The organism is Peptostreptococcus anaerobius VPI 4330 = DSM 2949, assembly GCF_000381525.1.
In the GTDB taxonomy this organism is placed as follows: Bacteria; Bacillota; Clostridia; order Peptostreptococcales; family Peptostreptococcaceae; genus Peptostreptococcus; species Peptostreptococcus anaerobius.
On sequence record NZ_KB906606.1, the window covers coordinates 132,724 to 145,841 of the forward strand.

Sequence of the window (13,118 nt, forward strand, 5' to 3'; positions counted from 1 at the left end):
AAATATACCCTTTAAATATATTTTACCATATACCCACCCTTTATAGTAGTTTATACCTTTAAATATGTTCCACAACTTCTTCTTTGACCAAATAAAGCTCTCTTGTATACTTGCCCTTTTCTATATAATAATAGTCTAGATAAATGGCTAATCCTACAACTATTATATAGTATGTCAGCAACTTGAATAGACTTGGATCCCTAACATCAATATTATTTACCCCATAATCACCAATCCTCTTGAGTAGGACCATGACTAGGTCTATTATACTTGAATTGATATAAGCCAGTATTGAGTATATGGGTATGTTGATATAGTATGTGATTATAGATAGCATATCAAGGCATATAATAAGGGCCATCATAGGAAGGATGACCAAGTTTCCTAAGACACCCATTGTAGACACAGTCTCAAATTTATAGAGGACCAGGGGACTAGTAAATATAGCTACAGAGATTGATCCAGCAAGTATATCGGAATATACATACTGCTTGATATACTTTGTAAATATAGCGAGGTACAGCATGGCCAAAAAACTCAGTTCAAATGATATATTATATATGATATATGGATTTTGCAATACCATAATACTGGCTATAATAAATAGTATATTTATAAGGTCCACCTGCCTAAAGACAAAAAATCCCAAACAAGATAGGATAGTCATCAAAATAGCCCTACTTATGGAAGGCCCTCCCCCTACTAGACAATTATAAAATAAGAGAAAGACACAAAGAATAGACAAGCGCTTGATAGAATTGATCTTACCTACAAATATCAAAATTATACCGCATATTATACCTACATGGAGTCCTGATACAGCCATGACATGACTTGTACCAGAGTCAGAGAATATATACTTGTCTTCATCTTTAAGGGTAGTCTTATCGGCTACCAGGACAGCATTTAGTATATCGGAGTTTTTCTTGTATAAGGTCCTATTGCTATCAATTATATATTTTTTGATTCTCCCTATTAACCTATAAGCTGGGTTTTCTGACACCTTATTCATATCGCTGATCCTGATATATTTCTTACATCCCTTAGATCTTAGGTGCCTACCATAGTTAAAATCCCCAATGTAAAAATCATCAAGATCCTCTTCAAGGCCCAAAACTAGAACCCTATCACCTATCTGACAGTCTCTTGACTTGTTCTTATAATTGTTCTTGTACTTCATCTTGACAGCTATAAAGTCGTCAAACCAGTACTCTACAGTTTTTTTCTTAATGATTATATTTTTTACCGTACCTCTTGCTTGGACTTTGGGAGAATATCTCTTTTTAGAATTATTTTTATTATCTCCCCGATAGTTTTCTTTATAATTGTTTTTGTGGTTGTTTTTATAATTGTTTTTATAGTTGCTTTTGTAGTTGATTTTATACCTATCTTTGTGGACTCCTTCATATCTTGCATCAAAAGCCTCCCTTGCATAAAACTGACTTATATCATCTTTGATAATTGGTCCAGCCTTTACAAATAATACCAAACAAAACAGGAATATACCCCATCTTCTCATTGCCGCCTCCTATAAAATATTCTTATATTTATATAGGCAGGTTCAAAATATTGTCAACCATTAGCCTTGTATATTTGCTAAAAATCCCAACAAAAAAAGGACCATGAAATCACTCACAGTCCTACCAATTACTCTTTAAACATATTCATTAATATGATTATTTTCAACAGCCAAATTCAATATTTTCTTCAAACTATTTAGTGTCTCAACATCCTTTCCACTCAAGAATGCGACTTCTCTTATAGACCTATAAGAAAATATCAAACTGCCTAGATGGCTAATGTCTATACTCAGGTCATAGCTTTCATCATCATTCAACCTTCTAAGCCTTACATTAGCATCTTCTGTATATATTTCAAAGACCCCCCTGTTGTTGTCCAGGTAGTCGTCTTCTACTCTCAAATAAAATTTTTCTTGTGAATCCGATTTAATAGCCAGCCTCTCAATCAAGGACTCAAAATCTATAATCCTAGCCATCATAAAATTTTTAATCTCACATATGGCGTCCTTCGGATTGTCAAGCATAGACATTATCGGATCTGACATAGCAAGGTAAATAACTACCTTCTTGGCCTGGGTATTGTGGTTAAATACAAACTTTAGGACGGACTCATAAGCCTGCCTATCCCTATAATAAAGCTCTCTCACCGTAAATACGCCAGAATCTATACTATACACTATATATGCAACTGGTGTCAAGCCCCTATATGCTATATATATATGACCACCATCTATATCCATCTCCTCTACTAGGTCCCTAAAGTAGTCCTCATTCCTAATAGCATAGGCATTTTGCTGACTGCAGAAACCATCGTATATAGACTTTAGTTGACTTGCTTGGTCACTTGTAGCCCTCGAAAACTTGTCTTGAAGTTTAAATTTCCTAAGGGAGAATATATCCAGTTCTACCTTTTTCATATCATAGGCATTTGTATAGCCAAACTTAGTATAGAGCCTAAAATCTATAGGCATCAATATCGAAACAGATTGGCCAAAACTCCTCATAGCAGCTAGTGAATATTCCATAAGCTGGCCCATCTTGCCTAGGCCCCTAGCTTCTGGAAGAGTAGACACACCAACCACATATGAAGTGTCAAAGTCACTTGTTCCTAGCCTAATCCTATGCTGGTTTAGGTGGATTGAAGAGATTATTTCAGAGTCCTTTTCCAAGACTACAACCTTAGTTGGGTCGCATTTTTTATCAAAATAAAAATCTACATAGGCCTGGCTGTCCTCAAAACAGTAGGTCCATATATTCTTTAAAGAATCTATCTCATCTCTTCTAGCCATTCTAATCTGCATAACTATCTCCTATACTTCTCTTACAGTATACTTCTCAACAAATCTCTCTGGATAATAAGACATCTTAGCCTTTCTAAGACCTTCAAGTCCCATATCCTCTTCTCTATTAACCCATTCAACCTCTGGAAACTCATCAACAACAAACATCTTATTGATATAAGGATACAATCCCCTAATTTCACCATTGGCCTTTTCTATATGTATTAGAGCCATATTATCATTGATCTTTTCACCCATTGAGAAGGCTTCAAGCTTGCCATCAATGAAAACTCCGTATATTTTTAACTTATCCTTTAGGATTGAGTAGTTGTCAAACAACTTCTTCATACCTACAAATTCATCATCCTTACTATCCTCAAAGTCTTGGTCTCCACTCTTACCTTGACCCCATGACTTTAAAAGAGCATAGCATTCATCAAAGTCTTCTTCATTTAGAAGTCTTCTCTCTACCCTATCACCGTATTCTCTCTCAAAGTAGTTTAGATGATTTCTCTTGCTGCTTAATTTTCTTCCCTTTACTGTTCTGATCTTCTCTGCATCATATACATAGTCAGATATATCTCTTTCAAACTTATACTCAAACTTGCCTGGGTAGTTTTCTTTTAATAGTTCAACTACACTTTCATCAATACCCCTTAGGTAGACCCTTTTTTTGTCCTTATCAAACCAATTCACAGCGTAATCAATAGCTTCCTTAATCTTTTCTTTAGGTGCTAGTGGAAGTATTGAGAATACCTCACCCTCATGTTCACCTACTAATACTGCAAATCCGTCACCTATATGGTAGTGAGTCTTGTATGTGTGCTGCCACATATATAATGTATTAAAACAGTACTCGCATGCTTCATAGTCTACTAATTCAAAATATTTATCTAGAATCTCCTTTGATTTTATATTTATTTCCTTAAAATCCATTACTATCTCCTCTTTTTCTGTAAACAATAAACATCATCTACATCCATATATAGAATAACATACCTAACCTAATCAGAACTTAATTGAAGATATATCAGTTACTATATGCTATTCACCTTCTAAATATGAAGACACATGATGTTCATTTTTTTATATTTATGTCTATACAATAATAGACCTCTTCTACTTGATACTATACTATAATATACCCTAGGTCACTAAATGTAAACCAAATTTTTACAATTAAGAAAGGAATAACGTTTTTATAATGAAAAAATATTATAAGCTACTTCTGGTATTATCAGTCACAATATTTATAACATCCTGTTCCTATGTAGGACCTCTATCAAGTAAATCCTCAAACCTACTAGAAATACACTCCATAGATGTAGGTCAGGGAGACTCTACCCTAATAGTCAGTCCAGATGGCCATAGTATGCTTATTGATGCCGGTGAAGACGAATACTCAAGAAACGTAATTCGGCATATCAAAAGGTCAAAAGTTAAATGTCTTGATTATCTAGTAGGTACCCACTTCGATAGCGACCATATAGGTGGTGTAGATAAAGTAGCCAAAGAAATACCTACAAAACAAATATTTCTTACAGATGACAAGGGGTCTAACAAGGACTTGATCGAAATAATCAATATATCAAAAGAAAAAAATATCCCCCTATCTCCCCTAAAATCTGGACAAACAATAAAATTAGGCAAGGATATATCCTATTACGTCCTAGCTCCCCTCAGCAAAAAAGAAGACAGCAATGATAATTCACTCGTCATACTCTTAAAATATCTAAACCACTACAGCATATTTACTGGAGATGCAGGTTCTAATATAGAATCAGAGATCCTGTCCCACTATACACTTCCAAGGGTAGACCTTTTAAAGGTAGGCCACCACGGTAGCAAAAACAGCTCCTGTGACCAATTCCTATCCAACCTATCTCCAAAAATCGCTGTAATATCTTGTGGATATGGCAACTCCTACGGCCACCCCCACCAAGATACCCTAGATAGACTCCACAAGGTCAATTCAAAAATATACAGGACAGACCTAAATGGGGACATGGTATTCTACTTTGATGGTTCCAAAATATATACAAAAAACAGGTACAAGTTTCAATAGAAGAAACCCCAATACTATGCCATATTTGCTGTTTAATAGTCTTGTTTATAGCTTTAAGCTTTGTAAAAAATTGACCTACTTTGACCTAACTTAATGATATTTGAATCGTGCTTGACCAAATCTTTATGATATAATGGTATCAAATACAATATATGAGAGGTAATTAGATTAATCATGAATGATAAATATAAAGAAAGAACCAAAATAGTAATAGGACAGGATGGCATTGACCTCCTAAGAAATGCTAATATATTAGTATTCGGTATAGGTGGAGTTGGCAGCTATGTTGTAGAAGGTCTTGTAAGAGCTGGCATAGGTAATCTTACAATCGTAGACTTTGATACTGTAGATATCACAAATATCAACAGGCAGATTCCAGCCCTACACTCGACAATAGGTATGAACAAGACAGACGTCCTAGAAAAAAGAATCAAGGATATAAATCCAGAAATAAATCTCAAGTGCCATACTAGCCTTTACAATGAGGATACTTCAGATACCCTACTAGATGGTGACTATGATTTTGTGGTCGATGCAATAGATATGGTTCCATCAAAGATCCACCTGATTGAATCTTGCTACAAGAGGGGCCTAAATATCATATCTTCAATGGGCATGGGCAACAAGCTAGACCCTACTATGATAGAAATAGCCGACATCCATAAGACTGAAATGTGCCCACTTGCAAAGATTATAAGACGTGAAGCTAAAAAGAGGGGCATCAAGAAACTCCCTGTTGTATACTCTAGGGAAAAACCAAGAGATACTGGTATAACACAAGAAGATGGCAGGACCAAAAGAGTCAACGGCTCAATGTCCTTTGTACCATCATGTGCAGGTCTTATTATATCATCTTATATAGTCAGAAAAATTATAGGCGACCTATAAAAAAAGGACAGGAACCCATGAAGGGTCCTGTCTTTTTCATATATATTCTTAATGATTATTCATGTTCTTTTGCATATTTTTGCTCTGCTATCCTAAGAGCACCGAGAGCTCCTGCAAACCTACCATATTCGCAAGTCCCAACAGGCAGTCTCAACTTCTTAGATAATAAATCTGCAAAGTACTGGTTGTGACTTATTCCACCTGTTAGTATTACATAGTCCGTATTGGCAAATTTTGAAAACAACTGACCGACCTTGCCTGCTACTGAGTCTACAACCCCACAGGCTATGTCTTCTCTAGGCTTTCCTTCACCTATAAAATTGATTATTTCAGATTCTGCAAATACAGTACATAGTGATGAAATAGCAAGAGGCTGACCCAACTTAGCCATTTCAAATAGCTCATTGATGTCTACACCTAGCCTGTTTGCCATTATTTCTAGGAACTTGCCTGTTCCTGCTGAACACTTGTCATTCATCAAGAAATCACTCACCATACCATTTTCAATTTTAATGACCTTGGTATCCTGTCCACCGATGTCTATAATAGTACAATCTCTTCCAGCCAGCTCATAACCACCCTTACCATGGCAGGTAATCTCAGTTACAACATAGTCTGAAAAGTCTACAGCTACCCTTCCGTAGCCTGTAGCCCCAACTATTACACTGTCTGAATCAACATCTATACCCTTGTCCAACAACCTATCTCTTATTATCCTGGCAGTTTCCTTGCTAGACCATCCAGTAGGCATTACAAACTCACCTGATTTATCACCTCTAACTGCAACCTTTGATGCAGTAGATCCTATATCTATACCAACAAATATCACTTGATCACCCCTTAACAGTAAACATCCCTATTGTTATTTACATCCTTTTTGATATACTCAATATCAAGGATCTCAATATCATTTTCTCTAATAGCTTCCCTAACTTCTTCAAGCTCAGCCTCATCCACTATAAGTGAGACTCCACAACACTTAGATAGGGACCTAGGAGTTGGAGAGATTGTTGCTGTTAAACCCTTACTCCTTAGAACCTTATGTAGTTTTAGACCATTGGTATGGTTGTTAAACAATACATAGTATACTTTTTCCATAATCATCAATCCTTTTTATATTTTTGACCTTGCCCAACTACTGCTATTGCAATAATCTACTTGGGCTGACTAGGTGTTAGGTATTTACTAATTCCTAGCCTAACATTTCTATGAAGGCACCTATTCTAGTTCTTAGCTGCTGTGCATCTGCATCTGTATAATCAGTTTCTATTCCAAGTACTGGTATACCTGCTTCTTTTAGGGCTCTTTCTACTAGGAAACCTTCTGTGTCGTATAGGTTACAGAACTTTAAGTTAACGTCTATAACACCATCTATATCATATTCTTTTACAAGTCTCTTTATATCATCTATTCTAGCTTCGTTTGGCGTAAAGCATGCACAGTTGATATTCATATATCTCTCTGCAAGTGCCTCTACCTGTCCTTCAAATGTATCTCTATCTTCGTCAACTAGGTTTTCAAAATACCTAGTACCTGTACACATTTCTTCACAGACTACCGCTCCACCAGTTGTCTCTACTATGTTATGAAGCTTCCAGTTTGGTATTGCAAGTGGAGTACCTGCAAGTAATATTCTCTTTGTTCCCTTAGGGAATACACTTATGCCCTCTTCAACTCTCTTGTCTAGTTCGTCACATAGGGTATTTGTCATCTGTGTAAATCTTGTAGGATCATCATAGAAAGCTATCTGAGATATTAAAAGTACATCCTTACCAGAAATAGGTATATTCTTGTTCTTTCTAAAGTTACTTAGCCTTTGAAGTGCTCTTCTCTTATCATTTATAAGCTTGATTGAAGCTGCAAGTTTTTCAGCATCCACCTTATTACCTGTGAATTCTTCAACCTTTTCCTTTAGAGCTGTTATCTCTTCAGCCCATGCCTTATAGTCTTTTCTTCTCTTCATCTGAGGTAGGTCCATTACATACATAGGAACGTCCTCTTTTAAGATTTCCCAAGCTTTTTTCTTACCATCACAAGTAGTTTCACCAATATACATATCGGCAATTCTAAAGAATGGACATGTTCTATCTAGTCTAGCACCTACTGAAGCCTTGATTAGTGGACAGGTATTAGTTGGTAAAACCTTTTCTCCACCTGGAACCCAGAACTGAGATCCTCCACATAGACCTGTTGCAATCGCATCTGCTGCAAATATAACTTCATCTGGTACAAATATACAGAAGCTACCGAAAACCTTCTTACCATTTTTCTGTGCCTCAATTAATTCTGCTGGTCTTACTCCGTGTATTTCAGAAACAACAAAATCATAATATCCCATACCCTCTGGTCTATTCTTTTGAGATAGGTAAACATCTGTAAAAGCTACAGGCAATACCTCACATAAGAGGTCGTGAGTCTCTAAATCCATACCTAGGTCTTTCCACATTTCTCTGTAATCAGCCATTTTAATTTCCCCCCGTTAACATAATATTAGGATTTTATAACTTTTGTGATAATCTAGTATGTATAATACTAGACAATATAATCCTATCTACATACTATCATATATATTTGCAAATGAAAATCCAAATGATAATATATAGAAATATATAATTTCTTAAATCTAAATTATATATTTTATCTATATTAAATATTCTATATACACATACTATAATATATGGACTATATGTTTTCGGTTCTAACAGCTTTTAATAGCACTTTTGATAGACTCTATTAGGTAGTCAACTTGTCTATCCGTATTGAAATATCCCATGCTAAACCTTATACCTCCAGGGTATGATTCGTAATGGTCATTGGCCATCTTTGAACATTGAACACCTACCCTAGCCTTTATATTGTACTGGTAATCTAACATAAACATCAATGCTGACATATCTATATTAGAGTCATTATCCGCAAGTACTAGGCAGAAAGATCCATCCCCTATAACCCTTACACCATATATATTTTTTATGCCTTGTCTGAGATGTTCTGCAAGCCTGTGTTTCTTTTCTATAATACTAGCAACACCCCTAGACCTTATATATGATATAGACCTTATCGCTGAGAAAATGGCTGTTGTGTTTATACTGCCTACTTCAAACTTATCAGGTAGGGTTTCAGGCATCGTCTCTAAATTGGACTGGCTACCTGTGCCACCATAAAACAAGGGTTCTATAGACTCTAGGACCTCTTTTTTGCCTATCAAATATGAAAGACCCTCTGTAGCCATCATACCAATATGGCTAGTAGCTACAAATATATCTAAACCTAGTTCATCCACTGAAAATTCTCTTTCAATAGCTAGCTGGACCCCGTCTCCAGCGTATACAATATTGTTTCCCCTCACCAAGGACACAAAAGCTCCATAGTCATCTATATCATCTACAATATAGGCCCCTGCAATATTGTCGACCATGGTCAAAAACACCATTCTTGTATTTTCTCTAAGGAGAGTTCTAAAATCATCAATCCTGTATTTACTATCCTTCATTTTCCAGTAGTCAACTTCTACTCCATCAGCCCTTAATTTATTTACAACTCTCCAAGTTGAATTGTGGAGCTTGTCATCTAATATTATATGGTCACCCCTTTTAAGACTTCCAAAAAGGATGGTATTTATTGATATTGTAGCAGAATTAGTAAAAACACACTCATATGACTTCTTGTCTGCTCCAAACAAGTCTAGAACATCCTCCCTGTGGTCAATAATATCTGAACTGAGATCATAGGCACCCCTAAAGGTTCCCCTATTGATTGAATAAGACCTATCTGATATAAATCTAGAACAGATACCAGCTACACCAGGAGCCTTTGGAAAGCAGGTAGACGCATTATCAAAATATAAGTCCCCCCCACAAGGTATTTTTGAGATTATATCCTCTAGGGAGTCAAGGTCTACTCTAGTATGGTACTCTCCTTTTTCACCACATATATCAAAATCGGGATACCTACTTGAAAATTCTCCTATAAAATCCTTGTCGATATTCGATCCAATATAGATTTTATCTATATCTTTTCTAACTTTGATGATGCTTGACTTGATTCCTAATTCCAAAATTTCACTTACCACTGACCTACTAGTCCTATTCAATAGTGGATGGTAGGCTATTATTCCAGCCTTATTAGATACAGATTCATTCCATCTCACATGGTCTAAAATATTTATGTCTCCAAATATACATACGTCAGCCCCTATGGACTTAGCCTCTGTAAGTCCCCTTACAAACTCACTATCATAATCATCTTTTGAAGAGTCTATATATATAATCTGACACGCAAAAATATCGGCAAATCTATCAAAATAAGACTTGTCAATTTGGTGGACCCATGAAGACTTTCCTTGTATAGCAACAAGTATAGCCACCAACCTATGACCCTTTTTAACCATATCAATTATTGACAGTGTAGAATCCTTACCACCACTAAAAGATGCCACAAAATCCATAATACTACCTCCATAATAAATCATACACAAAAATAGATACGAGTCCTATAAAAACTAATGCTTATAAAAATCAATACCTATCAATAAGTTGCTTCCTAATAAAAAAAGCGACACCCTAAGGTATCGCTTAACTTTCAAATTGGCGGGAATGCGTGAGAATCGAACTCACCCAAGAGGCTACTAACCCCTCATACTAGTTTTGAAGACTAGAGGGCACACCAGCACCCATTCACCCCCAGATAATACCTTATTATATTAACATATGTATATAATAAAATCAATATCATTATAGTTATTATCTATAGATATATAGTATCTATGGTATAGATACTATATATCTCTTATCTGCCAGTCAATCTTATCCTTACCCAAATTTTCAAGTATTTCATTTATCTTTAAAAAATGTCCACATCCAAAAAATCCCCTATGAGCAGATAGTGGACTTGGATGAGGTGCCTCCAAGACATAGTGTCTAGTCTGGTCTATAAAGTCTTTTTTCCTCCTTGCATTTGCTCCCCACAAGACGAATATAATAGGATCTTGCCTATCATTTAAGTATTTTATAACATTATCTGTGAATATCTCCCAACCCATATTCCTGTGAGAATTGGCCTGGTGAGCCCTTACAGTAAGTGCAGTATTAAGGAGCATTATACCCTGGTCTGCCCAAGACTTTAGGTATCCGTTGTTAGGTATATACAAGCCCATCTCCTCTTTTAGTTCCTTATACATATTTAGCAGGGATGGAGGTGTCTTTATACCCGGTTGAACAGAAAATGCTAGACCATGGGCCTGTCCGTCATCATGATATGGATCTTGCCCCAGAATAAGGACCTTGACATCCTTATAATCAGTATACTTAAAGGCGTTAAATATATCGTACATATCGGGAAAAATAGTCTGGGTATAGTATTCTTTTTTTAGAAACTCCCTAAGCTTTAAATAGTAGTCTTTTTTAAATTCATCCTCCAGAATCCTGTCCCATTCATTATTAAAAGTTATCATATCTTCCTCCTAAAGTACCCTAAAACATTCATCATATCAAAATCATCCTAATTAGACTAAAGAAGATTTATAATTTCAAACCTATTTAGCAAGTATCTCTTCATCTTTTTTACTTGAATCCTGAGAAACTATCTTTATATTTATCTTATGCGGTATACACACTATACTCTGACCTGGCTTGTTTATAAATCCAGTCTTGACACATACCTTGTCTGGACAATTGGCATGGGTCATCTCTACCCCCTTGTCATGTATGGATATAATGTTATAAACATCGCCAGACTTAATATTTATCCTTTTTGTATCATTTATAGAGCATTCCTGATATAGCTTGTTATCATAATAAATCTCTACCTTATCAGGCTTTTCAGAGTTTATAAATTTATTCATAATTATTAATTGTCCTATTACAATAGCTATGATAGCTATCAATATCAAATCTCTTTTTTTCATAAAATCCTCTTAATCATTAACATATTTTACTATTTTTTTACTATTTATGGTATAATACATTGTAGTTCAATTATTATACAACTTATACAATTATATCATAAAAGGGGGTAAAATGAAAAAAATTAGTTTATTAAAAATAATAGCCACTATTGTTATAGTAGGCCTTATAGGTATGGTATCCTATAATATGTTCGACAAAAAAGATACATATTCCACTACCAACTACTACCTAGATACAGTAAATAACATAAGTGTCCTAAATACAAGAAAATCCAAAGCAGATAAATTACTACCTAAAGTAGATAAACTCATATTAGATATACACAACAAGATGAGCTCACAAATGAATTCAAGTGAAATATCAGCTATAAATATGGCAGCAGGTATAAGGCCTGTCAAAGTGTCAAGCGATACTTTCAACGTTATAAAAATTGCAGAGGGATACTCAAAAATTACGGACCACAAGTTTGATGTCAGTATCGGTCCACTGACTTCCCTTTGGAATATAGGTAACGACAAGGCAAGGGTTCCAAGTGAAGATGAAATAAAGCCTCTGCTTGGTCTTGTCAACTACAAGGATATTGTCCTAAACGAAAAAGAATCAACTGTATTTCTAAAAAAGTCTGGCATGAAACTTGATGTAGGTGGAATCGCCAAGGGATACTGTGCTGATAAGGTTGCAGACCTCCTTAAATCCAATGGTATAAAGGACGCCATAATAAATCTTGGAGGCAATGTTTATGTTTTTGGACATAATAGTCAGGGAAAAAATTTCTCAGTCGGTATTCAAAATCCTACAACTCCAGAACAAAAGTCTATGGGTATAGTGGTTCTTACAGACAAGTCAGTTGTTACATCAGGTGTATATGAAAGATATATAGAAAAAGACGGCAAGATATACCACCATATGCTAGATCCTGAGACTGGATATCCATTTGACAACAATCTTCAGGCAGTCACAATTATTTCAGAAAAATCAATAGATGCAGATGCCCTATCTACTTCTACCTTTGGCCTAGGAATTGAAAAGGGTAGAAAATTTATAGATTCAATTGATGGTGTAGATGCAATATTCATCACAAAAGACAGGAAGGTCTACACTACTAAGAATATAAAAAACAAGCTTGAGATAACTGATGATTCTTTTAAGCTTGCAGACTGATGGTAAAAATTAATATAATCGAGTAGGGAGGACTTTCTCCTCCCTCTCACACCACCGTACGTGCCGTTCGGCATACGGCGGTTCAATTCATGTAATAATCTAAACAACTAATGAGTCCTCGCTTTGCGAGGATTTCTTTTGTTATCTTGCGAAGTCCGGCTGTTTTTGCTACCGCCTGATAATGGTCTGCAAATCCTACGGATTGTCTTGCCATCCATTCGGGTACGCCAAGTTTCTTTAACCCCCACATCCTTTTCTCACTGGTTTTCCACTGTTTCCAGATGACTATTCTCATACG

Annotated in this window: 13 protein-coding genes and 1 tRNA gene; 3 read left to right on the forward strand and 11 right to left on the reverse strand. The window is 35.7% G+C overall.

Annotated elements, in window-relative coordinates:
* Positions 1-58: 58 nt before the first annotated feature.
* The 3 genes from F823_RS0101285 to F823_RS0101295 all read right to left on the reverse strand — a co-directional run bounded on the left by F823_RS0101285 (position 59) and on the right by F823_RS0101295 (position 3,736).
* On the reverse strand, positions 59-1,519 hold the full coding sequence (locus tag F823_RS0101285) for a ComEC/Rec2 family competence protein (RefSeq protein WP_002846576.1): 1,461 nt from the start codon (positions 1,517-1,519) through the stop codon (positions 59-61).
* A gap of 135 nt (positions 1,520-1,654) precedes the next feature.
* On the reverse strand, positions 1,655-2,821 hold the full coding sequence (locus F823_RS0101290; protein ID WP_002846577.1) for a GNAT family N-acetyltransferase: 1,167 nt from the start codon (positions 2,819-2,821) through the stop codon (positions 1,655-1,657).
* A 9-nt stretch (positions 2,822-2,830) separates the two neighbouring features.
* Positions 2,831-3,736 carry a DUF2156 domain-containing protein gene (locus F823_RS0101295; RefSeq protein ID WP_019595286.1) on the reverse strand — a complete coding sequence of 302 codons (906 nt, stop codon included), beginning with the start codon at positions 3,734-3,736 and terminating at the stop codon, positions 2,831-2,833.
* 268 nt (positions 3,737-4,004) lie between these two features.
* On the opposite strand from F823_RS0101295, the gene F823_RS0101300 reads away from it, so the two are divergent.
* Together F823_RS0101300 and F823_RS0101305 are read left to right on the forward strand one after the other, a co-directional pair.
* Positions 4,005-4,865 (forward strand): ComEC/Rec2 family competence protein, encoded by an 861-nt coding sequence (locus F823_RS0101300; protein WP_002842658.1) that lies wholly within the window; start codon positions 4,005-4,007, stop codon positions 4,863-4,865.
* 174 nt (positions 4,866-5,039) lie between these two features.
* The gene (locus F823_RS0101305; protein ID WP_002846579.1) at positions 5,040-5,753 is read left to right on the forward strand and encodes a tRNA threonylcarbamoyladenosine dehydratase; all 714 of its coding nucleotides are present in this window, start codon (positions 5,040-5,042) and stop codon (positions 5,751-5,753) included.
* A gap of 55 nt (positions 5,754-5,808) precedes the next feature.
* Here the strand turns inward: F823_RS0101305 and F823_RS0101310 are convergent, their stop codons facing one another.
* The 7 genes from F823_RS0101310 to F823_RS0101335 form a co-directional block, all read right to left on the reverse strand.
* A complete protein-coding gene (locus F823_RS0101310) occupies positions 5,809-6,582 on the reverse strand; it encodes an acyl-CoA dehydratase activase (protein ID WP_002842695.1) in 774 nt (257 codons plus the stop codon).
* 11 nt (positions 6,583-6,593) lie between these two features.
* A complete protein-coding gene (locus tag F823_RS0101315; protein WP_019595287.1) occupies positions 6,594-6,851 on the reverse strand; it encodes a putative Se/S carrier protein in 258 nt (85 codons plus the stop codon).
* A gap of 94 nt (positions 6,852-6,945) precedes the next feature.
* Positions 6,946-8,217, reverse strand: coding sequence for a double-cubane-cluster-containing anaerobic reductase (locus F823_RS0101320; protein ID WP_002846581.1), 1,272 nt, complete (start codon positions 8,215-8,217; stop codon positions 6,946-6,948).
* A 234-nt stretch (positions 8,218-8,451) separates the two neighbouring features.
* On the reverse strand, positions 8,452-10,200 hold the full coding sequence (locus F823_RS0101325) for an aminotransferase class V-fold PLP-dependent enzyme (protein ID WP_019595288.1): 1,749 nt from the start codon (positions 10,198-10,200) through the stop codon (positions 8,452-8,454).
* Between the two features lie 140 nt (positions 10,201-10,340).
* Positions 10,341-10,437: transfer RNA gene (locus F823_RS11020), tRNA-Sec, on the reverse strand.
* 93 nt (positions 10,438-10,530) lie between these two features.
* A complete protein-coding gene (locus F823_RS0101330; RefSeq protein ID WP_002842718.1) occupies positions 10,531-11,205 on the reverse strand; it encodes a uracil-DNA glycosylase in 675 nt (224 codons plus the stop codon).
* An 81-nt stretch (positions 11,206-11,286) separates the two neighbouring features.
* Positions 11,287-11,658 carry a NusG domain II-containing protein gene (locus F823_RS0101335; RefSeq protein ID WP_002846584.1) on the reverse strand — a complete coding sequence of 124 codons (372 nt, stop codon included), beginning with the start codon at positions 11,656-11,658 and terminating at the stop codon, positions 11,287-11,289.
* Positions 11,659-11,770: 112 nt separating this feature from the next.
* Between F823_RS0101335 and F823_RS0101340 the strand changes: the two genes are divergently transcribed.
* Positions 11,771-12,820 carry an FAD:protein FMN transferase gene (locus F823_RS0101340; RefSeq protein WP_002846585.1) on the forward strand — a complete coding sequence of 350 codons (1,050 nt, stop codon included), beginning with the start codon at positions 11,771-11,773 and terminating at the stop codon, positions 12,818-12,820.
* Between the two features lie 82 nt (positions 12,821-12,902).
* Here the strand turns inward: F823_RS0101340 and F823_RS11115 are convergent.
* The coding region (locus tag F823_RS11115) for a hypothetical protein (RefSeq protein ID WP_019595289.1) at positions 12,903-13,118 on the reverse strand (216 nt) is incomplete at its 5' end.